The organism is Pedobacter sp. UYP30 (assembly GCF_040547165.1).
Lineage (GTDB): Bacteria > Bacteroidota > Bacteroidia > Sphingobacteriales > Sphingobacteriaceae > Pedobacter.
The window spans coordinates 261,509-285,124 of the sequence record NZ_JBEPPD010000002.1 but is presented as its reverse complement, the minus strand read 5'-3'; the positions used below and the strand labels follow the sequence as shown (position 1 = coordinate 285,124).

The window sequence follows — 23,616 nt, the reverse complement described above, 5'->3', positions numbered from 1 at the left end:
AAAAAACAATTCTGTAAACATTCGTGTTAGAAAACGCATTAAGACCATATCGGTCACAATATATTTACTTCCCTACTTAAAGTTACTCCAAACTTAGTGTGTACACTGTCTACAATTTGTTGCGAATAATCGTAAATTTCTGTACCGCTGGCACCACCATGGTTAACCAATACCAAGGCTTGATTTTTCCAACTACCGGTATTTCCAACAATTTTCCCCTTAAAGCCGCATTGTTCTATCAGCCATCCGGCGGCAAGCTTTATACGTTCATCGGGCATTGGGTATGCCACAATACTTGGGTGATTGGCCAAAATTAAGTTGAAGGTATCCTTGCCTATAATTGGATTTTTAAAAAAACTGCCCGCATTGCCAATGGTAGATGGATCGGGCAATTTACTTACCCTAATGTGCGCCACTGCAGCAGAAACGTCTAAAATAGTCGGTTGATTTATTTTCCGCCGTTCCAATTCGCTTTCTATCGCACCATACGAAGTGTTTATTTTCGCTTCTGCAGATAATTTAAAAGTGACCGAAGTAATGATAAACTTTCCCTTTAACGCGCCTTTAAAAATACTCTCACGATAATCGAACTGGCAATCTTCGTAATTAAAGATTTTAGTTTTACCTGTTGCAAGCTCAAAGGCGCTACAACTAGAAAACACATCTTTAAGTTCTACACCATACGCGCCAATATTTTGTACTGGCGAAGCACCTACCGTACCCGGAATTAGTGTTAGGTTCTCCAAACCAGCAAAGCCATTTTTTACACAATAAGTTACCAAATCGTTCCATACCTCGCCCGCGCCCGCAGTTACAAAAACATGGTCGCCCGCTGTTTTCGCTCCTATTCCCGTCATGCTAATTTTAACAACAAGACCTTTAAAATCTTTTGTAAAAAGCATATTGCTGCCCCCGCCAAGAATTAAAAACCGCTCTTGTTTTAAAACATCACTACTAAAGAGCTCATGCAAATCTGCCTCGTTAAATAACTCAACAAAAGATGTAGCCTTTGCTTCTACACCAAACGTGTTGTACGTTTTTAAGGAAATGTTATGTTGAATTTGCAGCATGTTGAAAAAAGATATTTAGCCACAAAACTACTAAATTAATGCTATTGAGGGTAATCGGAACACGCTACTTAAGCAGTTTGGTAATTGCCTTATCGAAATTGAAACTTAAAATTTTTGATTCACTTCCCTGTTCCGTTACGCCCACTAACTTCCAACCAATAAATTTGGGTTTTTCTTTTTCGAGATCTAATAAACCATAACGCTGTTTTGTTAAAGCAGCGCTAATTCTGCCCACACTATCTGATGCTGACTGTGGCAAATGCTCGATCTGTCCCTCTAGTTCTGCAAGTTGTAGATCTAATATTTTAGCTTTTTGTACGCTATCTGCATAAGCCTGTGGAGAGATGTTGTAAAGGCTGTCTAGCTCAGCTGCATCGAAATTAAGTGTTGCATCGGTGTTTTGATGGCTATTTTTAACCAAATCTATGGCGCGTTCTTTAGCTGTCTTCTTGCCACAAGAAAACAAGGATATAGCTAATAAAAGCACAAAATAAAACTGATTTCTTTCCATATTTACCATAATATCATGCTATAATTCTACATCATTCCGTTTTAGTTTACCTTAAAAAAAGCCAACTTATACGGGCTTTTCTTGCCTTTTAAAAACAGCGCTACTTGCATACAACAACCCAAAAGCTATACCATGTTCCTTCTCCATACTTTTATGATGAATTTTGTGTGCTTTTCTTACTTTGGTTAAATAGCTGTTCTTAGATTTAAACGCTTTAAATCGTTGATGCACAAACCAATCATGCACCACAAAATAAATAATCCCGTAAACCGAAATGCCAACGCCAATAAAAAACTTATAACCAAGCGCCGTTCTGTCTATAAACATTAGATAGAGGGAGAGCGCTGCGAAAAATACTGAAAAAACATCGTTCCACTCAAAAAAACTATGCTTTGCGCGATGATGAGTTTTATGGATAAACCAAAGCGGACCATGAAAAAGAAATTTGTGCATTGCCCACGACAAGCTTTCCATCACAACGATGGTGCACAACACAATAAGAATGTCTATAACAGTTTCCATGCTTGTAAGTGTAACGCAAATATATAGTTTTTGGTTTGACCGCCTGCTATGCCGGAAATTTCGTTTACAAAGAAAGGAGAAATCTCAATACTAATGGCTAGTTTGCGGCTCCTTTCTCTAATATGCTGCGGGTTGACCCGCAGCTATGATTTCGTCCGAAGAAACGCATCTGTAAAATAAATTTTTGAGACCTCTCGCTGCATATCGACTGATTTATGATTTCAGATTTCTTAGCACGTCGTCCTAGCCATCACGCAGTCATTTCGATAGGAGAACTCTCAATGCTATAACCGATTTGAGTTATGAGAATTGAAATCGATTGCCTCGTTGCGAGACCTTTTCCCGAAGAAGTCGGGACAGGCGCAAAATCATGTACGTTTTACATAGGAAGCAGAACCTAGCGAAATGGCCAAGCAACTGGTCGGTAGGGAAATTAGTTTTGCATCAAGAATAGCTGATTTCTGAGAACTGACTTCTGAATGCTCTGATTTTGTCCGACCACCGACCTCTGACTTCCGACTTCTTTTTTCCCCCTTGCTCCTTCGTCAATAAAAAGTCAGCTTTTCTAAAAAACTAATCAATTGATTAGTTTTTGCAAATTTTCATTATCTTTGACCAAAATATTAAAATAGTCAGAAAGTAAAAAGGTAAGATGAATGGCTGAGGCAGATAAAAAGAGAGAACAGATTATTGAGGGCGCAATAAAGCGTTTTAGCCATTTTGGGATACACAAAACCACTATGAACGACATTGCCGATGACCTATCTGTTTCTAAGCCTTCTTTATACTATTATTTTCCTGATAAGAAAAGCCTAATAGTTGGTGTTATAGAAAAGGTGTTTAAGGATTATTTTGCGATGCTTAGAACAAACCTTAACGATAACGACAATTTAGAAACTGTTTTATTCGGCAGCATAGATGTACGAAATAGCTTTTTTGAAAAGTATTTTATGCTAAAAATCTCTGAGGGTGTGCCAGATTTAATGTGGGATGATGATGTAAAAGAAAGTTTGGATGTTTTAAAAAAAACAGAAGCTGATTTATTTGCCGACATTTTTAAAAATGCACAATTAAGAGGGGAAATACACGAGAATGACATGCAGCATTTGGCATCGCTTTATTTAGAAAGCTTAATGGGCCTTACCAACATGTGCATTATGGCAGGGCATAAAAAAATAATGCCCGAGAAAAAAATGCTTAAAGATGTTGCAGATAAACAAAAGGCGCTTTCGGCAATTTTTGCACGCGGGCTGAGGTGTTAACATCCGCGGAAGCGAAAAAATAACATTGCCCTAAATAGATGTATACGTTGTAACAAATTTTAAGAAAAAACGACTAAAAGGCACCCTCGAAAAACCCAAAAATTTATAAAATAAAAACCCAAAAACAAAAATAAATGATGCTTAGAATAAAGATGGTAAAATTGTTGTTGACGCTGATGGCATGCATTGTTTTGCCTAATTTGGTGGCAGCACAACAGCAACTAACCTTAAAAGATGCGCTAAACTATGCGCTCCAAAACAACACCAATGTGCGCAAAGCAAAGCTAGATATAGAAGGTGGACGCTACAAAACAGAAGAGATTAGAGCGCAGGCTTTGCCGCAACTTTCTGCCAATACTGGTTTAACTTACAATCCAATTATCGGGCAAATTGTATTTGGCGATCAAGCCATTCGGCTGGGTAAGCCTTGGAACTCTAATGCAAGCGTACAATTATCGCAGCAATTATTTAACCAACAGGTTTTTACTGGTTTGCAGGCTGCAAAATCTAGCGAAGAGTATTACGCACTAACCGCAAATTATAGCGAAGAGCAGATTATAGAAATGGTTGCCAACAATTATTACCAAGTTTTGGTAACTAGGCAGCAGCTTAATGTACTAGATACCAACATAAAAAACGTTGGCATAGTAGGGAAAATTATTAAAAACCAATATGCAAACGGTTTGGCAAGAAAGATAGATGTAGATAGAATAAACGTTAACCTTACCAATTTACAAACGCAGCGTGATCAAACTCTTAATGCCATTACTCAATTAGAAAACCAATTGAAATATAGCATGGGCATGCCTGTAACTACTTTAATAAACTTGCCAGAATCTGAACTTACAGATGTAAAAGCACTTCCTGAATTCCAAGACACTATAAATCTTGCAAATAGAACGGAAATAAAACTTCAAGACATTAGAAGAAAGTTATTGGTGTTGCAAAGAAAAGCATACATAGCAGAATATTATCCATCTTTATCATTATCGGCAAACTATACATACGCAGCCCAAAACGATAAATTTGATTATTTGGGTGCAAGCAGCGGATCTATTGCTTTTGGTGCGTCTGCTATTGGAGTATCTTTAAAAATTCCAATTTTTAATGGCTTCGCTACTCGTTCTAGGGTTAGACAAGCAACCGTAGACATTAAAAAAGCCGATGAGGATAGACTTGAAGTTACAAATGGATTGAATTTGGCTTACGAGAATGCTAAAATTCAATTGAGAAACAACTTTAACACCATTAATGCTCAAAAGAAAAATGCAGATCTGGCTCAAGAAATTTATAAGAGCACACAGAACAATTATAATAATGGTTTGGCATCGCTTACAGATTTGCTAGACACAGAAAACTCGCTCACCCAAGCGCAAAATAGTTATACGCAAGCTTTGTTAAATTATAAGGTTGCAGAAATACAGTTAATAAAATCGAACGGAAACATTAAAACGCTAGCACAATAGACATGAAAAGAATTATTACCACAATTGTAATATTGGTTGTAGTTGCCGGAGGAATATATTTCATCCTAACAAACAACAAAAAGAAGAACAACGCAAAAACGGCTATTGTTGCCCAAAGTGGTGGCAAAATTGTAGTTAGAACTGCCAAAGTAGAAAAGAAAGCTGTAAATTTGGATTTTAGTACAAACGGTACTTTTCAGCCAAATCAAGAGCTAAATTTTTTGTCAGAAAACCCGGGCAGAGTTACCGCCATTTACGTTAAAGAAGGATCTAGAGTTAGAAAAGGTCAAATTTTGGCAAAGGTAGATGCAGAAATTATCAATACCGACAGAGAAACGGCGCAAGCGAACTACCAAAACGCAGTTAAAGATTTAGAACGCTATCAAAGTTCCTTTAGCACAGGTGGCGTTACGCAACAACAATTAGACCAAGCTAAACTTACCGCAAATACTGCAAAACTTCGCTTACAAGCAAGTCGGCGTAGGGTTAGCGATACGAATATCAAATCTCCAATAGATGGTATTGTAAACAAGAAATACATAGAAGTTGGCGCCTTTGTTACCGGCCAAGGAACGCAACTGTTCCAATTGGTAGATGTAAGCAAACTTAAGTTAGATGTAAATGTAAATGAAAGCCAAGTGGCGCTTTTAAAAATGGGCGATAAAGTAGATATTAAATCTTCGGTATTTCCGAGCGATGATTTTTCTGGAAAGATTACTTTTATTGCAGCATTGGCAGATAATAGTCTGAATTTCCCAATTGAAATCCAAGTAGATAATAACCACAAGAACACTTTAAAAGCCGGTATGTATGGTACTGCCGTTTTTAAGTTCCCAAAACAAGACCCAACAATTTCTATTCCGCGTGGCGCATTTGTAGGTAGTGTAAGCAGCAACCAGGTTTACGTGGTTGTAAGTGGAAACAAAGCACAATTACGTAAAGTGGTAGCAGGTAGGATTTTGGGAGATCGGGTAGAAATTCTTGACGGATTGAAAGAAGGCGAAACAGTAATTACCAGTGGCCAGATCAATTTATCAGAAGGCGCTGAAATAGAGGCGGTAAAATAATTTTCATCAGCCGCAGGTTGAAACCTGCTTTAAAATCACTTTGCGATACAAAAAAATATAAAATGAAAATAACAGAAATTTCTATAAAGCGACCTTCGCTGGTTATAGTGGTCTTTACGGCGCTTACGTTGTTAGGTTTGTTAAGCTACTTCTCGCTTAGTTACGAGCTGTTGCCAAAATTCTCCAACAACGTAGTGTCTATCGCAACCATTTATCCGGGAGCATCGCCTAATGAAGTGGAGAATACCGTAACCAAAAAGATAGAAGACGCGGTATCTTCTCTAGAAAATATAAAAAAGTTAAACGCTGTCTCTTACGAAAGTTTATCGGTAGTAACCATTACCCTAACAGATAACGCTAATGTAGATATTGCATTAAATGATGCCCAGCGTAAGATAAATGCAATTTTGGCAGACCTTCCAACTGACGTAAAAGCGCCATCGCTAAACAAATTTTCGCTAGATGATTTGCCGGTGATTACCATGAGTGCTTCTGCAAAAATGGACGATGCAACCTTTTACGATTTAATAGACAAACGCATCTCTCCTGTTCTTTCTAGAGTAAATGGAGTTGCCCAAATTAATTTAATTGGTGGCCAAGAAAGAGAAATTAACGTTGGTTTAAATGCAGATAAATTGCAAGGATATGGATTATCGGTTATCCAAGTACAGCAGGCAATTTTAAGTTCTAACTTAGATTTTCCAACTGGATCGGTAAAAACCAAAGATCAAGACATCCTCATCCGTTTGTCGGGCAAATATAGAAGCGTAGAAGAGCTTAGAAATTTGGTGGTTGCCACCGATAAGAATGGCGCTCAGATAAGACTTCAAGATGTTGCCGATGTGCAAGATTCTCAAAAAGATGTAGAAAAAATAGCGCGTATAAACAGACAAGGTGCAATTGCATTGCAGGTAATAAAGCAGAGCGATGCCAACGCGGTAGATTTAAGTAAGCAAATGCATTCGGTTGTTGATACTTTAATAAAGCAATATAAAAAAAACGACCTTAAAATTAACATTGTAAATGACAGCTCTATCTTTACTTTAGAATCTGCAGATGCCGTAATACACGATTTATTGTTAGCAATTGTGTTGGTTGCACTCGTAATGCTCTTCTTTTTACACAGCATACGTAATGCCATTATTGTAATGGTTTCTATACCCGCATCGCTCATTGCAACCTTTATTGGTATTAGTGCGCTTGGTTACACGCTAAACTTAATGTCGCTTTTGGGGCTCTCTCTAGTGGTTGGTATTTTGGTAGATGATGCCATTGTGGTGTTAGAAAACATTTACCGACACATGGAAATGGGCAAAAACCGAGTGCGTGCAGCCTATGATGCAACTAGTGAAATTGGTTTTACGGTAGTTTCTATAACCTTTGTAATTGTGGTGGTGTTCTTCCCAATTGCAGTAAGTACTGGTTTGGTAAGTAATATTTTGCGCCAGTTTTGTGTGGTGGTAATCATTGCTACACTCCTGTCTTTGGTGGCCTCTTTCTCTATTGTTCCATTAATTTCATCTCGCTTCGGTAAACTAAACAAGATTGAGGGAAAAAACATTTTTGGCCGCTTTATTTTATGGTTCGAAAGGCAGTTAAAGAAATTTACCGCTTGGATTACCAGCATATTAATTTGGGCCTTAGGCCACAAAGCCATTACCTTAATTGGGGTTTTCTTATTGTTAATTAGCTCTTGCGGTTTGTTGGGCGGAGGTTTTATTGGCACCGAATTTTTTCCGAAAACAGATAAGGGCGAGTTTTTGGTACAGCTAGAATTGCCAAAAGACGCTTCTTTGGAGCAGACCAATTTACTAACCCAAAAGGCAGAAGCTTTTTTGACCAAACAGCCAGAAATTACAAAATTGATTACTACTGTAGGCCAAGCTACCGGAGATTTTGGTGGAACCCAAGCAACAGCATATAAATCAGAAATCGACGTTACCTTGGTTCCTCGCGCGGACCGTGTAGATGACCAAGCAATCTACTCTACAAAAATAAGCCGGAAGCTATCCAAATATCTCGTTGGCGCAAAAGTAAAAACTGTACCGATTAGCATTTTGGGTATTGCAGAAAATGCACCTATCGCACTTGTTGTAATGGGGCCAGAATTAGATAGCGTTTTAAAATATGCAGAAGGAGCCAAAAAAGTTTTAGAAGGCGTAAAGGGTTCGGCACAGGTAGAACTTTCGGTGGAAAAAGGTACTCCCGAAATTAACGTACGGGTAGACAGAGATAAAATGGCCGCACTGGGTTTAAACTTACAAACAGTGGGTGCTACCATGCAAACTGCCTTTAGTGGCAATACCGATGGTAAATTTAGAAGTGGCGAGTACGAGTACGATATAAACATACAGTACGAAGCTTTTAATAGACGGAATATTGATGATGTTAGGAATCTAATTTTTATAAATAACGCAGGCCAACAAGTAAAACTCTCTCAATTTGCAGCTATTGGAGAAGATTCTGGTCCATCGCAACTAGAACGCCAAAATAAGAGCACCTCAGTAACTGTTAAAGCACAATCTATTGGCCGTCCAACCGGAACCGTAGTTTCAGATTTTCGTAGCCAATTAGAAGCTTTAGAGAAAAATGGAAAGATGAAAGCGCCCACGGGCGTTAGTTATACTTGGGGCGGCGATGAAGAAAACCAGGCAGCAGGTTTTGGCACGCTCGGCATCGCACTTTTGTCTTCTATTGTGTTGGTTTACCTAATTATGGTTATGCTTTACGATAGTTTTGTTTATCCATTAGTAGTTATGTTCTCCATCCCGCTTTCGGTTATTGGTGCCCTGCTTGCCTTGGCCTTAACAAATAATTCCCTCGGTATTTTTACTATTCTCGGGCTAATTATGTTAATTGGTCTTGTAGCGAAGAACGCCATTATTTTGGTCGATTTTACCAACCAGATGAAAAAGGAAGGGAAATCTACACACGACGCGCTAATTATAGCCAACCACGCGCGTTTACGGCCAATTTTAATGACAACCATTGCCATGATTTTTGGTATGCTTCCAATTGCCTTGGCAAGTGGCGCGGGTGCGGAGTGGAAAAACGGTTTGGCTTGGGTAATTATCGGCGGCTTGTCCAGCTCGCTGTTCCTAACCTTAATTATTGTGCCGGTAATGTACCAATGGTTCGATAATATATTAGACTACTTTGGCATGAATAAAAAAGGCCAGTCTATCGAAGAATTGATGGTAGAACCTTATGACCATAAAGATGTTGCAGAATATGAGATAGAATCGTCTTTCGACTAAAAACATTAAAACAATCATTGCAAGCCGTCCTTAACCCAAGGGCGGCTTTTTTTTGTTTCAATGGAGCAAGGAACAAAGAGCAAAGACTAAAGAGCGGAGATAAATATCGAGCGCTGCGAAAGACCTCACAACTAATTCTGGCATGGCGTGTTGGAAATAGCGTTTGAGATTTCTCCTATCGTCTAAATGACGCGTGCGAGCGAGTAAGGCGCATTTCTATGGAAGTCATCATGTTGAGGACAGCGAAACATCTCACTAGCAGGTCGACGCAAAGCAAACACGCCCCACATTTAAAATTAGCAAATCGAATATAGCGAGTGAGACGCTTCATCTGTAAGCACGGCGATAAAGGGCATCCACAGTCGCTTATAAAAACCTAAAACCGTAGATTAAAATCTACTATATTCGCTTCTATGTTTAAGGCAACCATTTTTTTATTTTTCCTGTTCATAGGCTTTGCTGCAAACGCTCAGTTTCCTCCTGTTTTCCCATTCATGAAAACTGATACCTCAAAAATGAAAATCGGCAACCTGAACATCAATTTGGTAAAGTACAGCTTCAAACCAAATGGGGTAAGGTTTTTAGTGGTGCACGATAATGAAGACACGGGCGTAAAGGCAGCGTTCGAATACATCCGCTGGAGCGGTGGCGAACTCATCGACAGTCAGTATGGCAGCATTAGAAACTACAATTTTATGTATATGGATGATGCCTACCACATTGACCCAAATGCCATTTATACAGATATTGGTGTAAAAACGCGCTTAAAAATGGACCCCAATAGCAGTGTTGAAGTTGCCGATAAAATCATCGCCGCAGGCAAACAGATCCTATCTTTTTACGATGCGGCTAGAACCGGGTATATTTTAACCTTGCACAACAATAGCGATGGTGCGTTTGGAATAAAATCTTATGCAACTGAAGGCGAATTGGCAAGCACCACAGATTCCTTGTACATCAGTCCGCATTGGGACCCAGACGATATGTTATTGGTTACCAAAGTTGCACTCTTTAATTATCTAAAAAAGGCAGATGTAAATGTGGTGCTTCAATCTAAATTTGCAGAAAATGATGGCTCTCTCTCTATTTATGGCACGTTAAACAACATTCCATATATCAACGTAGAGGTTCAGCATGGCCACCAATATGAGCATTTACAACTGATAGAATATGCCCTTGCTGCACTAAAAAGCCAAAACCTCATCAAGCCTAATTAACCGGAAGGTTAGCACCACTTTTAGAAAGCTTTGCTAAAAAATTGACAAAAAAAAAGTCTCGCGACAAAATCATTTGATTTTGTCGCGGGACTTTAAAATAAAGCTCTTACTATCTTTGCATTTGTGGTGCCATTGTTGGTGGCGCAGGTGGAACCGCATTTGGGTTGCCTTTCTTAATGCCTTGCAATTCTATATCAAATACCAATGGAGTATATGGATTTATCGGGCCACCGCCGTTTTCGCCATAAGCAAGTTTAGATGGAACAATAATCTTAATCTTTCCACCAACACCAATTAATCCCACACCTTTTATGAAACCTGGCGCTAACTGACCCAATAACAAAGGTCGAGCTGCATATTGTGCCATAGGCGAAAACATCCCAGCTTCTTTGGCGATTTTTGCGTTAGAGGTATCAAAAACATTTAATTTACCGTCACTTTTTTTGTTGGTAAACTGGCCAGTATAATCAACAACCACGGTATCTATCAAATCTGCTCTTTGCTTATCGCCTGGTTTTTCAATTACATATTTTAAGCCATCGGCAGTAGAATCTACTTTCAAACTATTGTCTTTGATGTATTTTTCTATTTTACCTTGTTCGCTTTTTTTGTTTTTGGCAATCAAATCTTTGTACTCAGCTTCAAAAAACGTTCTTTTTTTCTTCTCGAAAACAGAATCTGCCTCATTGGCTTGTTTGTGCAACACCTTTTCTATTTTCACGGTAAAAAGCGCAAAGCTGTCTTTTGCGTTTGTAGGTTTAGGCTGACCAGAATATTTGGCCATACTATCTAAATTTAATTTAAAACTCGCACTATCGCCTTCACCCAATAATTTTAAGGCAGAGACCATATCTCCTTTAAACATCGACTTGCTAATTGGGAAAAACGCCGGACGTTCATTATCATACGTGTTTACCATCATAGAATCCTTGCCATCTTTAGTCTTTACAGATTGAATGCCGTTCAACTTTACAAAATCTCCTTCTTGAATTTTTGGTTTTTTTTCGTCCTTGTAGATTTTGTAGGTCATATCGCCTTCGCCCTTTTTAAATTGATTACAAGCGGCTAACCCCAAGGTTGCGACAGACAGAATAATTAATCCTTTTTTCATTTTCATTTATTTTGTTTTATTAGAAGCACGCTCGCACTTCTGTCTTTATTATTTTCTTTTATAAGTTTCTAATTATTTATGCCAAAAGCTGTGTTTTATAGTCTGGCAAAATACTTTTAAACACCTCTATAACCTCTTTTAATGGCTTGGCCATTGCGCCACCTGCTGCATTGCGATGGCCGCCACCGCTAAAGTATTTTTTACAAATCTCGTTTGCAGGAAAATCTCCTGTGGAACGCAAAGATAATTTTACCATATCTGGCCGTTCTATTATAAACGCCGCAAGCTTTATACCATTAATAGAAAGCGCGTAATTTACAATACCTTCTGTATCTCCAGTGGCACTGTGGTATTTGGAAAGTTCTTCTTTTGTTACCGATATAATGGCGGTATTAAACTCTTTTAAAACTTCGAGTTTGCTAGACAGACAATATCCTAAAAACTTAATTCTGTCTTCACTAGAATTGTCATAAACCAACTGATGGATTTTCCAATGTTCTGCGCCAAAATCTATCAAATCTGCTGCAATACGATACACATTTGCGCCTGCCAACGGAAAACGGAAAGAACCAGAATCCGTCATAATACCTGTGTAAAGGCAAGTCGCAACATCTTTGTTTATTCCTTCTTTATCTTCTAGCTGGTTTACAATAAATTCATACACCAACTGGGCGGCTGCACAGGCGTTGATGTCCCAATGCCTATAATCGTCAAAATCTTCTGGATCCAGATGATGATCTATCATGATTTTTTTTGCACCGGCGGCACGTACTATTTCGCCAAGTTCGTTAATGCGGCTTAGTGCATTAAAATCTAAACAAAACACCAGCGCTGCCTCTTGAATTAGCGATGTGGCTTCCTCTTTCTTATCTGTATAAATAAGTACCTCGGCGTTATTTGGCATCCATTGCAGAAAATCTGGATAATCTGTTGGGGCAACTAAGCTAACATGATGTCCCTTTTGAATGAGGTAATTATAAAGGCCAAGTGATGACCCCATTGCATCGCCATCTGGCTTATGATGCGTGGTAATTACTATTTTTTGTGGCGTAGCCAATAAAGATTTTAACTCTGTTAGTGTAAGCATATTTATTTTGCGCTGCAAAGCTAAGTATTTTTAGTTTTAATTATACTGTTAATTAGCTGTTTAATTGAGACCATTAGGTATTATAAACAGTTAACAGAAATGACGAAGAAGATTTTGCAAAAGAAAACGGCGCAATTGTGTTGTTCGCGCCGTTCTACACTTATTATATTATGCTATTTATAAGACCCTATCAAATTTTAAAATTTTTATTTTATTTACTAAAAATGCCCCTGCTTTGTCCAATGCTGTCCTATCCGGACGGGAGTCCTACTTTTTTCTTGAAAAAAAAGTAGCAAAAATTCAAGGCTGGCATCTCTTTGGGTAAAAATCCGTCAAGCTATTTCTCATCGATGACTCGAGGCCTTTCCTACGCTTTTCCCACACGGCTGCGAATCATCTTCGGAGGCGTAACTCGTCAGGTCTATGCAAGCAGCTTTAGGCGTTTTTTCCTCCAAACTGCTGCTAGGCCAATCCCACCGAGATGGCTATAGCGCTTTTACTTTGTCCAAATTTAAACAGCTTAACTTTTTAAATTAAAAACGATAAGAAAGTGTGGTAATGAACTGTCTGGGAGCGATTGGATTTACGCTATAATTTTCGTGAACGAAGTAATTTAACTCGTTGGTAATGTTACTTATTTTTGCTAAAAGAGAAATATTTTTCCAAGTGTATCCACCTGTAAAATCGAATGTTGTAAAAGGTGCTAAAGGTATTACGCCGCTAGATGAACCATCTTTTTTAGTATTTCTGCCCCCATTTCTAAAACCAGTATAAAATGCAGATGCACCTAACTTTAACCCATGTGCCCAACCTTTATTAAATCTATAAAATAGGGTTCCGTTTGCAGTATGTTTGGTAGAACCTATCAATCGCTCGCCTTCTACTACGCCGCTTCCAGCAAATGTGTTGGTAAACCGAATGTAGTTATAACTGTATCCGGCCAAGAAATTTAAACCTTCTATTATATTTCCGGTAACGTCTACTTCTACTCCATCGCTAGCGGTTTTACCATTTAATTCTTTAATATTTCTATCGGCGTTTGCTGATCCATCTGCCAAAAACAACGCTTGCTGTGCATACTTATCGTTTAAGATTTTGTAAACCGTTAAGTTTACGGATAACCGCCCTTGTAAGAAATCATTTTTTATACCCGCCTCAAACTGATCTACCAACGATGGATCTAAAGGTGCATTATAAATATCGGTGCCTGTGTTGGTGATAAAATTATCGGCATAACTGACATATAAAGAGGTTGTTTTTAAAGGTTGATAAATTAAGGCAACCTTTGGAGAAAAAGCACCATCGGTTTTGCCATTGTCACCGACAGATTTTTTGTTCTGCGTTAAATCTGTTGTTCTGGTGTTTGCAGTTTTTTGGTTAGTGTACCTTAAACCGGCCAGTACTTTAAATTGATTATTTATGGTAACCAAATCTTGAGCAAATATGCCCATTCTGTAAACTGGAGCCAATATTCTACTTACGTTATTCGCCTCAGGCTCAATACCCGAACCGAAATACGTAGATGGATCTAGCAAGTTAACATTGCCATAGTTAAAAGCTGTTTGTCCACCGGCATATAGAAAACCGTTCGAGGTAGTTCTCAATTGATCTGCATCTGCGCCAACAAGTAGCGTATGTGCTATTTGCCCTGTTTTAAAACGACCGTTTAAATTTATCTGCTGGTTAAAGGTAAACTCTTCTGTTTTAGAACGCGTTACATTTCTGGCAGCAATGCCATTTGCATCGGCAAAAGGACGCTCCGCACTAAAATAGTCACGGTTGTAGCTCTGAAAATTACCAATCAAATTAATTTTCCAGTTTTGGTTAAAAGTATGGTCTATGTTTAATTGTGAGCTAACCGTATTTGTGTTGTTATAAGCCCAAGGCGCATTTAAGTAAGATCCCCTACCAATGTTTACTATTTTGTTATCGACCGTGCCGATGCCAAAATCGGGGGTAAAATCACTTTTTAAATAATCTCCTTGCAATAAAATCTCTGTTTTTTCGCCAAGTTTATATAGCAATGATGGATTGATGTAAGTTCTTTTAGAGCTAACTTCATTTCTGTAACTATCAGCACCCTCAAAACTTCCAATTAATCTAAAGGCCAAATTTTTGCTTATTGGCCCATAAATATCGCCGATAGGTTTGTACATATCATAACTTCCACCCCGAAGCGATACCTCACCGCCATAGTTAAATTCGGGTTTTTTGGTTACTAAATTTACCACTGCTCCGCCAGTAACACCTCCGTATAACAATGCAGCACTGCCCTTTAATACTTCCACCGATTGCAAAGAACTTGTTTCTGGCATTCCGCCAGTATTGGTGCGCGAGCCATTTTTAAAAACATTGTCTCTTCCTAAACTATATCCTCTCGCAAAGAACGTTTCGCCATTTACAGAGCCCCTATTTTCTGCATAAGCCACACCGTTTACATTTTGCAGCACATCACTTAGTTTATTTACCTGTTGATCTTTAATAACTTCTGTACCAATAATTTGAACCGATTGCGGCAGATCTAATGAGGCAATGTCTACTTTGCCAAGGTTAACAGGCTTTCTGTTTTGAGAAATGTATCCTTGTACAGCCACATCTGCCAACTGTGCTGCAGATTCTGAAACAACCATGTAAATAATTTTATTCGTACCGCTGCTAACGATAACGGCTTGCTCTTGAGCCGTCATTCCAATAGCCGAAATTTTTAGCGTGTAATTACCCAGTATAATATGTTTGAGTATAAATTCGCCATCTTCATTTGTAGAAGTTGTTTTGTTGGTATTTAGCAAAGTTACGGTTACGTTTGAGGCCGGTTTACCGTCTGTTGTTTTTACTTCGCCACGCAGATTTGCATTTCTTGTTTGTGCCATTACCGGCGAAAGCATTGCTGCAACAGAGAGCATGGCGATGCAAAAAATCGTATTAAATCTATTCATTTTTATTTGGATTAATTCTAAACAGCCCCAAAGATAGATGGCAAAAATTAAAATCCAAGAGTTATTTAGAATTAATTTAAATAAATATAGTGGAAGAAATTATTACAAATTGCAAGCTCAGCCCGATATAGAATACTATTAAGGCTTTCGATTCACATTACCTTTTTTAATGGCTTTAGTTTCTAGCTACTGAGCTGCCTGGTACCGATTATTGCTTCAACTTTAAAATTGTTCCGTATTGATTTTCTTTGATTTCCGATTCAGAAATAATGGTAAAAGTATAAGATGCTGAGTTCTGTGGCGTCTTAACCTTTATTTTAGCACCATTAATTTTATAGGTGCCTCGATAAACAATGTCTCCGCCTGGATTAACATCTGCAACTCCGTCTGGCTGCAGTGTTAAGCTAAAACCACCATCATAAGCATTGGCTGGTACATGATCAACTTGCGAATAATGTTTTTCTTCGTTTACGTCCAATTGATTCTTTTTACAACCCGTTGAGAACGTTGAGAGCATTAAGAGCGTTAGGAACATTGAAAGCGTTAAGAGTGTTGAGAGCGTTGAGAGCGTTGTTAATGAATTTCGCTTAAAAGCTGGCACAGCGTAGGTTTTGGATAGATTTAATTTCATGGTTAATCTTTTAAGATGATTTATTACTGTTAATGGTAAAACGAAAAAAGTCTCTTAAACGCTACAGTAAATAACAACTTAGCCAGTTCTGTATGTTTTGTCAAAACAAAAACTTTCCTTTTACAGATTAAACATTACTTTTGCAAAAAAATTAAACACCCTATGAGCACGAATAGAACTTTTACCATGATTAAGCCCGATGCAGTTGCTAACGGCCACATTGGCGCGATTATAAACGACATTACCCAAGCAGGTTTTAAAATAATTGCACTAAAATATACCAAACTTACTTCAGAAACCGCTGGCAAGTTTTACGAAGTGCATGCAGAACGTCCATTTTACAAAGACTTGGTTAGCTTTATGAGCTTAGGGCCAATTGTTGCAGCCATTTTAGAAAGAGAAAATGCAATAGAAGAATTCAGGAAACTGATCGGCGCAACCAATCCAGCAGAAGCAGCAGAAGGAACAATTCGCAAAAAATATGCAAAATCTATAGAAGCTAACGCCGTGCATGGCTCAGACAGTGATGAAAATGCCCAGATTGAAGGGGACTTCTTCTTCGCCGAAAATGAGCGTTTCTAATACAACATATCGGCCTTTCCATTTTTTATGGCATAGTAATTTAAAACATAAATCCCGACTTATATCGGGATTTATGTTGAACAATCAATTCTATCTCAACAACAACAATGTCTCTTTTTTTAAGAGAGAAAATAATTTTTAAAACGCATGAAAAAGACAATCTTAACCATAACTATTGCTGCACTAAGTCTCACAGGCTTCGCCCAAAAAAAGAAAGCAACAGTAAAGAAAACAACTATAGTTTCAAAAACCGTAGCTCAACCTGGGTTAAAAACCAATCTAGACTCTGTAAGCTATGCTTTTGGAACTTCTATTGGAGCTAGTTTAAAGACTACAGGAATTACCACATTTAATTTCGAAGCGCTAACTAAAGGCTTGAAGGCAGCATTTTCTGGCGAAACCCAGTTGTTGACCCAGCAACAAGCAGAAGAAAAAATTCAAGCTGCCATTACCAAGGTAAATGAAGCTAAAAATTCTGGGCTTACCGCAGAGGGTAAAAAATTCTTGGCAGAAAACGGGAAACGTCCAGGTGTAAAAACAACAGCTAGCGGCCTACAGTACGAGATTTTAAAGCAAGGAACTGGCCCTAAACCCATCCTAACCGATTCGGTACTTGTACATTATAAAGGAACACTGTTAAACGGAAAACAATTCGATAGCTCTTACGACCGCGGAGAACCAATTACCCTGGCTTTAGACGGAGTTATAAAAGCATGGACTGAGGGCTTGCAATTGATGCCTACAGGTTCTAAGTATAAATTCTTTGTGCCTTATAATTTAGGATATGGAGCGCGTGGCGCCGGACAAGATATTCCGCCATACAGCACATTAATTTTCGAAATTGAATTGCTAAAAGTAAATGGTAAGTAAAAAAATTAAAACTTTATTTTAGTGCTTTTGTTGTTGTTGAAAAATAACTAGATATGAAAAAAGCACTTCCATTACTATCGATCGCATTAATTTGCAGTACACTTAGCAGCTGCGAACTTATTGGTGGCATATTTAAAGCTGGCGTTTGGACAGGAGTCATCGCTATTGTAGTAGTAGTAGCGTTGGTTATCTGGATCTTGGCAAAAATATTTGGAGGTAAGTAATTCACTTACCTCTCCTTTTTTGATTTTACACCCACTAAAAGAATCTACAGAAATACGATTTCTGTAATCACCTCGCTGCCCGCATTTTCATTTAATTTTTGGATAATGCCTTGCCTTACCATCAAAAGTTCGTTTTTTATAACAGACGATTCTAAACGAATGAATAGCTTCTTATCGTAAATATAGATTTGCGTAGTTCTATTTGCTATGGCAGTGCCCATAATCTCTGGCCATAAAGCTACAATTGATGTTTCATCGAATTTTTTTCTAAGCCTATATACATCGAGCATTTTGCCGATTGCATCCTTAACGCTCACATCATTTGGTTTACGCATAATTAATTCCTCCGTTCTCTACCTCAAATAGCGTAATGCTTACAGCTATGCCCTCAAAAATTCTCTCTACCCTATTTTTCCCGGTATCAGTGATAAAGATTTGTCCAAAATCTTTATGAGAAACCATTTGCATCAACTTTGTTATTCTGTTATCGTCTAATTTATCAAAAATATCATCTAACAATAAAAGCGGCTTAAAACCTTTGTTTTTAGAAAGATAGGCATATTGTGCTAATTTTAAAGCAATTAAAAAAGATTTCTGTTGCCCTTGTGAACCAAATTTTTTCAAAGGCACCTCTCTTATCGTAAAAGCAAGTTCGTCTTTATGAATGCCTGTGGTGGTACGCTCTAAAATTCTGTCTTTTTCTACGGTAGCCTTCAGCAGGCTTATAAAAGGAGTTTCAGTCAACTGAGAAATGTAGCTAACCTCCACCGTTTCTGCATCATCAGTTAAATAGCGATAATACTGATTAAATAAGGGGATAAATTGTTGGATAAAAGCAGTTCGTATGGCAAAAATCTTATCGCCAATGCCCACCAATTGATCGTCTATAATTTGCATTAAAACTGCATCATAGGCCTTTGAAATGGCAATCTGCTTTAGAAACGCATTTCTATTTGCAAGTACGCGGTTGTATGCTATAAGCTGATCTAGGTAATGCGCATCTGTCTGCGAAATAACATTGTCTATAAATTTTCTCCGCTCCTCGCTCCCTTCCATAATAAGGTTCACATCATTAGGCGAAACCATTACCAAGGGGAACAACCCAATGTGATTTGCCAATTTATCGTAGTCCTTTTTATTGCGCTTAAACTGCTTCTTTTGATTTTTTTTAACTGCGCAGGTAATTTTCTCGTTTTTATGCTCGCGATCAAAATCACCCTGAATCATAAAAAGCTCTTCGCCGGTCTTAATTTGTTGCCCATCTATCGGGTTAAAATAGCTTTTGCACAAACAGAGATAATGTATGGCATCTAACATGTTGGTTTTTCCAGAGCCATTATTTCCGGTAAACACGTTTACGGTTTCAGAAAAGCTAAGGGCAGCATCTGTGTAATTCTTGAAGTTTAAAAGGGTAATATTTTTTAGCCACATATAACAAATCGCAATTTAGCCATTTTAAACCGCCAATTAACTAACTTTTAATCAAATACTTTTAGATAAAGGTTGTTTCTTTAAACGAAAAATGTATTTTTGCACTCTCAAATTTTTTTTAAAACCAACATGTCTAAACCAATAAATAGAACATCGCCCACCCAAAGAAAAACCTCTTTTATAGAAGAGAACAGCAAAAGTCTGTTGTTTATTGCCGGTGCGGTAGTATTACTAGTGGTAGTTTATATCTGGTATCAAGGTGTATATTTAAAAGGCCGAGCCAAAGAAGCCTCTGCCAAAATGTATAAGGCCGAGCAATTTATAGGCATAGATTCCTTATCGAACAAAGCCATTAAAGGCGAGGGCGGTTATCCGGGCCTGGAAAAAATTGCTGCCGATTACGACAACACAAAATCGGCCAACTTGGCCAACCTTTACATGGGCGGTATTTACCTGCGCAAAGGTCAGTACAAACAAGCTGTAGATGCGTTGAGCAAATATAGCGCTACTGGTAGTCCGGTTGCAGATCCTTTGGCTTTGGGCCTAATGGGCGATGCATATAGTGAGTTGAAAGATTATAAACAAGCTGAAACATTTTACACTAAGGCTGCCGAAAAGGCAAGCAAATTTACATCTCCGATGTTTTTAAAGAAACTGGCATTGGTGCAAGAAAATCAAAAAGAATTTAATGCTGCTGTTGATTCTTATAAAAAGATTAAAACCCAATATCCAGAAAGTGCTGAGGCACAATTGATTGACGGTTATATTGCTAGAGCGCAAGCACAGGCGAAATAAACACATTAACCTATTTTTAGAAAGCTTCCAAGATAATTGGGAGCTTTTTTTTTGAGCAATTTTTTTGCAGCTTTACGCGATAAACTATTTGTTAAAGTCTGTCATGGTTTGGGCCGGCCCGATGGTAACAAAGCTTTTTATAAGCGCCACACTTCTTGTTACTAATATGGGAAGTTCTTTCTGTTCCTTTTTATCAAATGCACCCAATACATAATCTACCTGCCTACCTTTTGCAAAACCGCTGCCGATACCAAAACGTAAACGGGCATAATTTTGCCCGCCACAAACTTCCTCAATGCTTTTTAACCCATTGTGCCCCGCGCTACTTCCCTGAAGTTTTAACCGCAACTTACCAAATGGAAGCGCCAGATCATCAACCAGTACCAACACATTTTCTGGCGAGATTTTGAGCTCTTTCATCCAATGGCTAACGGCCTTGCCGCTCAGGTTCATAAAAGTTGTTGGTTTAACTACATGAAGTTTCCTCGCCTTAAAACCCACTTCGGCATGATAGGCCAACCGACCGATTTCGAAATTTCCCCCTAAATTATTCACCAATTCATCGGCAATATCGAAACCAATATTATGCCTCGTGTGCGCGTACTCGGCGCCTATATTTCCCAAACCGACAATCAGGTATTTCATGCGGGCAAAGATATAAAAAAGGGCTTAAGACCAAAGCGAAAAGAGATTGAGAAGGTTGAGGTTGAGGATTGGAAGGTAGAGGGTTGAAGGTAGAGGATAAGACCGAGGTTGAGGCTGAAGAACAAGGAGCAAAAACCAATCTCTTTAAAATCGTTCGAAGCACAGCCCCAAAGTCATAAAGTTAAGGAAAAACCAATAAAATAGTGTCATCCAGAGGGTTAATATATTTCATATAAATCAACATAAGTGACGCTTTTTTAACTCGCTATAGCCATCTCGCTAGTCCCGGCCTAGCAGCAGTTTGGAGTAAAAAACGCCTAAAGCTGCTTGCAGAAACCGGACACTTTTCAGCTACGAAGAGGATTCGCAGCCTTGCGCGGGAATGAGTAGGGGAAAGGCCTCGAAGCATCGTTATTGAACAGCTTGGCGAATTTTTACCCAAAGGGGTGCCAGCCTTGATTTTTTGTAAACTTTTTTATCAAGAAAAAAGTTTGAAGCCCGTGCGGCTAGCACAGCGTTAGGCAGAGCAGAGGTGATTTTCGGAAGGGCCGAATGAAGGGATGGTGGAAATTAAATAATATTATAATTGTTTGATATTCAATTGATTATAAATAACGTCAATGGTAGCTTCCCGAATGGTCGGGACAAGTAGTCGAAGGACAACCATTTTATTGGTTTTTGGATTTTTTTAAGGTCTTCGACAGGCTCTGACGGACAAACGATTTCTTTAAGTTAATGACATTGCCCTCTCTAGCGTAAGTGTCCACTTGTGTTGTCATGAGACTTGAGAAGCGCCGTCTGGCAATTACCGAGAACGACTTTTTGGCTTCCTTGAATCAAAAAAAACGACAGGCAATAATTACCTATCGTTTTAAAAAATTAGATTCATATAAAATCTAGCTTACTTCTTCGCTACTTTAGAAGCTTCAGTTTCTGCTTGTTTTAATGCTCTAGATAAAGAAACAGAAGTAATGGTATCTTCTGGAGTGTTTACCACAGCAAAACCTTCTGTTTTTACATCTCTCACTCTAATAATATCTCCAACTTCTAATTTAGAAATACTCACATCAACACTTTGTGGCATAGCGTTTGGCAATGATTTAACACGTAATTTACGTAATTTCTGCACCATTTTACCACCCATTTTAACACCTGGAGAAGTACCAGTTAATTTAATAGGTATTTCCATAACAATCTCCTTATCATCAAATAACTGAAGAAAATCGATATGCATCAAAACATCAGTTAATGGATGAAACTGTGTGTCCTTTACAATGGCTTTTGTCTTTTTGCCACCTAAGTCGATTTCTACAAAATTTGCCTCTGCTGTATAGATTACGTCTTTTAAATCAGTAATCAATACAGAAAAATGATGTTGTTCTTTACCTCCGTACAATACTGCTGGAGCTTTACCATCATAACGAAGCCCCTTGGCGTCGCGTTTCCCTACGTTCTCTCTAGGAGAACCGCTAATTGCGATTGTTTTCATTTTTGTCTTTATTTATCTCTATTGTTTTGCTTTCCTATTTGATATTTAGCTAGGCCAAATCCTTTCGGTTCTGCTATTTGTATTAACGCTAATCAACTTGATACTTGATATTTGATACTTGATACTTGAATCTATATACTCTACACTTTAAACAGTTCACTTATGCTGCCATGTTCGTTTACGTTGGTAATTGCCCTTGCAAAAAGATCTGCTGTGCTCAATACCTTTATTTTTTCACTTTTTTCCCTTAACGGGATGGTATCTGTAACGATAAGCTCTGCCAAAACCGAATTTTCTATGGTTTGCACAGCGTTGCCCGATAAAACAGCATGTGTACACACGGCCCTAACACTCGCAGCGCCACTTTCCATAATCAACGCGGCCGCTTTAGATAATGTGCCAGCGGTATCGCAAATATCATCCATCAACACCACATCTTGCCCGGTTACATCTCCAATAATAGACATAGATTCTATCTCATTTGCACGTTTTCTGCGCTTGTCGCAAATAATTACTTCGGCATTAAAAAACTTTGCGAAGGTTCTGGCACGATAAGACCCGCCCATATCTGGCGATGCAATGGTAAGGTTTGCTAATTTTAAACTTTTAATGTATGGAACAAAAATAACCGAGCCATCTAAGTGATCTACTGGAATATCAAAAAAACCTTGAATTTGTGCAGCGTGTAAATCCATCGTCATAATGCGGTGTATCCCAGCCGATTTTAACAGATTAGCCACCAATTTAGCTCCTATTGCCACGCGGGGCTTGTCTTTTCTATCTTGTCTAGCTAAACCGTAATAAGGCACAACCGCTGTAATGTAATGGGCAGAAGCACGTTTAGCTGCATCTACCATGAGCAAAAGTTCCATTAAATTATCGGTAGGTTGGCAAGTAGACTGAATTAAAAACACATCGCAGCCACGGATAGATTCATCAAAAGAAGGCTGAAACTCTCCATCGCTGAAACGATGAATGGTAACTTCGCCCAATTTTTTACCGTAATTACCGGCTATCTTCTCTGCTAAATCCCGTGAACCAGTTCCTGAAAAAAGTTTCACATTGTTAAACTGCAATGGCATGATCCGTGTAGTTAACTGTTTTTAAAAAAAATCGGATCATGTTTTGTTAAACATGATCCGAGCCTAAACTTATGTTGTCCGACCTGGATTCGAACCAAGACAAACAGTACCAAAAACTGTCGTACTACCCTTATACTATCGGACAAAAATCAATCGACAAGGCAATCATCGAAAGGGAATGCAAATGTAGGCACCTTATTTTAAATTTGCAAGAGTGTTGTTAAAAAAAATGTTGTTTTATCAACTTTTCAAAATAATTAAAAAATCTACTCTAAAAAATCTTACTGCATGCAACATCAATTTATCTTTAACGTCCTTATGGGTACATCAGCAAAAAAAAAGCAAAAAAGACTTAACATAA

The 23,616-nt window shown here is 38.3% G+C and carries 21 protein-coding genes; 9 read left to right on the top strand and 12 right to left on the bottom strand.

The features are described from left to right. Window positions 1-53 precede the first annotated feature (53 nt). The 3 genes from murB to ABIB40_RS03495 form a co-directional block, all read right to left on the bottom strand. Window positions 54-1,070, bottom strand: a complete 1,017-nt coding sequence (murB, locus tag ABIB40_RS03505; RefSeq protein WP_354356019.1) for a UDP-N-acetylmuramate dehydrogenase — start codon at window positions 1,068-1,070, stop codon at window positions 54-56. Between the two features lie 64 nt (window positions 1,071-1,134). Beyond that, the gene (locus tag ABIB40_RS03500; RefSeq protein ID WP_354356017.1) at window positions 1,135-1,581 is read right to left on the bottom strand and encodes a hypothetical protein; all 447 of its coding nucleotides are present in this window, start codon (window positions 1,579-1,581) and stop codon (window positions 1,135-1,137) included. A gap of 66 nt (window positions 1,582-1,647) precedes the next feature. Next, window positions 1,648-2,103, bottom strand: coding sequence for a sterol desaturase family protein (locus ABIB40_RS03495; RefSeq protein ID WP_354356015.1), 456 nt, complete (start codon window positions 2,101-2,103; stop codon window positions 1,648-1,650). A gap of 656 nt (window positions 2,104-2,759) precedes the next feature. Here ABIB40_RS03495 and ABIB40_RS03490 point away from each other — a divergent pair. The 5 genes from ABIB40_RS03490 to ABIB40_RS03470 all read left to right on the top strand — a co-directional run bounded on the left by ABIB40_RS03490 (window position 2,760) and on the right by ABIB40_RS03470 (window position 10,372). Beyond that, window positions 2,760-3,365, top strand: a complete 606-nt coding sequence (locus tag ABIB40_RS03490) for a TetR/AcrR family transcriptional regulator (protein WP_354356013.1) — start codon at window positions 2,760-2,762, stop codon at window positions 3,363-3,365. A 134-nt stretch (window positions 3,366-3,499) separates the two neighbouring features. Beyond that, complete coding sequence (locus ABIB40_RS03485; RefSeq protein ID WP_354356011.1) at window positions 3,500-4,831, top strand: TolC family protein; 1,332 nt, start codon at window positions 3,500-3,502, stop codon at window positions 4,829-4,831. Between the two features lie 2 nt (window positions 4,832-4,833). Continuing rightward, window positions 4,834-5,898, top strand: coding sequence for an efflux RND transporter periplasmic adaptor subunit (locus ABIB40_RS03480; RefSeq protein ID WP_354356009.1), 1,065 nt, complete (start codon window positions 4,834-4,836; stop codon window positions 5,896-5,898). A gap of 62 nt (window positions 5,899-5,960) precedes the next feature. Continuing rightward, window positions 5,961-9,155, top strand: a complete 3,195-nt coding sequence (locus tag ABIB40_RS03475; RefSeq protein ID WP_354356007.1) for an efflux RND transporter permease subunit — start codon at window positions 5,961-5,963, stop codon at window positions 9,153-9,155. Window positions 9,156-9,670: 515 nt separating this feature from the next. Continuing rightward, the gene (locus ABIB40_RS03470) at window positions 9,671-10,372 is read left to right on the top strand and encodes a hypothetical protein (protein ID WP_354356005.1); all 702 of its coding nucleotides are present in this window, start codon (window positions 9,671-9,673) and stop codon (window positions 10,370-10,372) included. A 109-nt stretch (window positions 10,373-10,481) separates the two neighbouring features. Here the strand turns inward: ABIB40_RS03470 and ABIB40_RS03465 are convergent, their stop codons facing one another. The 4 genes from ABIB40_RS03465 to ABIB40_RS03450 form a co-directional block, all read right to left on the bottom strand. Further along, window positions 10,482-11,483 (bottom strand): FKBP-type peptidyl-prolyl cis-trans isomerase, encoded by a 1,002-nt coding sequence (locus ABIB40_RS03465; protein ID WP_354356003.1) that lies wholly within the window; start codon window positions 11,481-11,483, stop codon window positions 10,482-10,484. Window positions 11,484-11,559: 76 nt separating this feature from the next. Further along, complete coding sequence (locus tag ABIB40_RS03460; RefSeq protein ID WP_354356002.1) at window positions 11,560-12,570, bottom strand: DHH family phosphoesterase; 1,011 nt, start codon at window positions 12,568-12,570, stop codon at window positions 11,560-11,562. 533 nt (window positions 12,571-13,103) lie between these two features. Next, on the bottom strand, window positions 13,104-15,506 hold the full coding sequence (locus ABIB40_RS03455) for a TonB-dependent siderophore receptor (protein ID WP_354356000.1): 2,403 nt from the start codon (window positions 15,504-15,506) through the stop codon (window positions 13,104-13,106). A 208-nt stretch (window positions 15,507-15,714) separates the two neighbouring features. Further along, a complete protein-coding gene (locus ABIB40_RS03450) occupies window positions 15,715-16,137 on the bottom strand; it encodes a hypothetical protein (RefSeq protein ID WP_354355998.1) in 423 nt (140 codons plus the stop codon). A 162-nt stretch (window positions 16,138-16,299) separates the two neighbouring features. Here ABIB40_RS03450 and ABIB40_RS03445 point away from each other — a divergent pair, with 162 nt between their 5' ends. The 3 genes from ABIB40_RS03445 (at window position 16,300) to ABIB40_RS03435 (ending at window position 17,813) form a co-directional block, all read left to right on the top strand. After that, window positions 16,300-16,719 carry a nucleoside-diphosphate kinase gene (locus ABIB40_RS03445; RefSeq protein ID WP_354355996.1) on the top strand — a complete coding sequence of 140 codons (420 nt, stop codon included), beginning with the start codon at window positions 16,300-16,302 and terminating at the stop codon, window positions 16,717-16,719. A gap of 147 nt (window positions 16,720-16,866) precedes the next feature. Next, on the top strand, window positions 16,867-17,589 hold the full coding sequence (gene bamJ / locus ABIB40_RS03440; RefSeq protein ID WP_354355994.1) for a BamJ family beta-barrel-assembly machinery protein: 723 nt from the start codon (window positions 16,867-16,869) through the stop codon (window positions 17,587-17,589). 53 nt (window positions 17,590-17,642) lie between these two features. Next, the gene (locus ABIB40_RS03435) at window positions 17,643-17,813 is read left to right on the top strand and encodes a hypothetical protein (RefSeq protein WP_354355992.1); all 171 of its coding nucleotides are present in this window, start codon (window positions 17,643-17,645) and stop codon (window positions 17,811-17,813) included. A 44-nt stretch (window positions 17,814-17,857) separates the two neighbouring features. Here ABIB40_RS03435 and ABIB40_RS03430 read toward each other — a convergent pair whose 3' ends face one another. Then, window positions 17,858-18,148, bottom strand: a complete 291-nt coding sequence (locus ABIB40_RS03430; protein ID WP_354355990.1) for a DciA family protein — start codon at window positions 18,146-18,148, stop codon at window positions 17,858-17,860. Beyond that, window positions 18,141-19,244, bottom strand: a complete 1,104-nt coding sequence (recF, locus tag ABIB40_RS03425) for a DNA replication/repair protein RecF (protein WP_354355988.1) — start codon at window positions 19,242-19,244, stop codon at window positions 18,141-18,143. Before recF ends, ABIB40_RS03430 begins: the two co-directional genes overlap by 8 nt. Before the next feature lie 129 nt (window positions 19,245-19,373). Here recF and ABIB40_RS03420 point away from each other — a divergent pair, with 129 nt between their 5' ends. Next, the gene (locus tag ABIB40_RS03420) at window positions 19,374-20,039 is read left to right on the top strand and encodes a tetratricopeptide repeat protein (RefSeq protein ID WP_354355986.1); all 666 of its coding nucleotides are present in this window, start codon (window positions 19,374-19,376) and stop codon (window positions 20,037-20,039) included. Between the two features lie 84 nt (window positions 20,040-20,123). Here ABIB40_RS03420 and pth read toward each other — a convergent pair whose 3' ends face one another. The 3 genes from pth to ABIB40_RS03405 all read right to left on the bottom strand — a co-directional run bounded on the left by pth (window position 20,124) and on the right by ABIB40_RS03405 (window position 23,255). Further along, window positions 20,124-20,684, bottom strand: coding sequence for an aminoacyl-tRNA hydrolase (pth, locus tag ABIB40_RS03415; RefSeq protein WP_354355984.1), 561 nt, complete (start codon window positions 20,682-20,684; stop codon window positions 20,124-20,126). A 901-nt stretch (window positions 20,685-21,585) separates the two neighbouring features. Next, entirely contained in the window at window positions 21,586-22,173 is a 588-nt protein-coding gene (locus ABIB40_RS03410) for a 50S ribosomal protein L25/general stress protein Ctc (RefSeq protein ID WP_354355982.1), read from the bottom strand. Between the two features lie 140 nt (window positions 22,174-22,313). After that, window positions 22,314-23,255: a ribose-phosphate pyrophosphokinase gene (locus tag ABIB40_RS03405; protein WP_354355980.1), complete on the bottom strand. Its 942-nt coding sequence runs from the start codon at window positions 23,253-23,255 to the stop codon at window positions 22,314-22,316. Window positions 23,256-23,616: the final 361 nt, after the last annotated feature.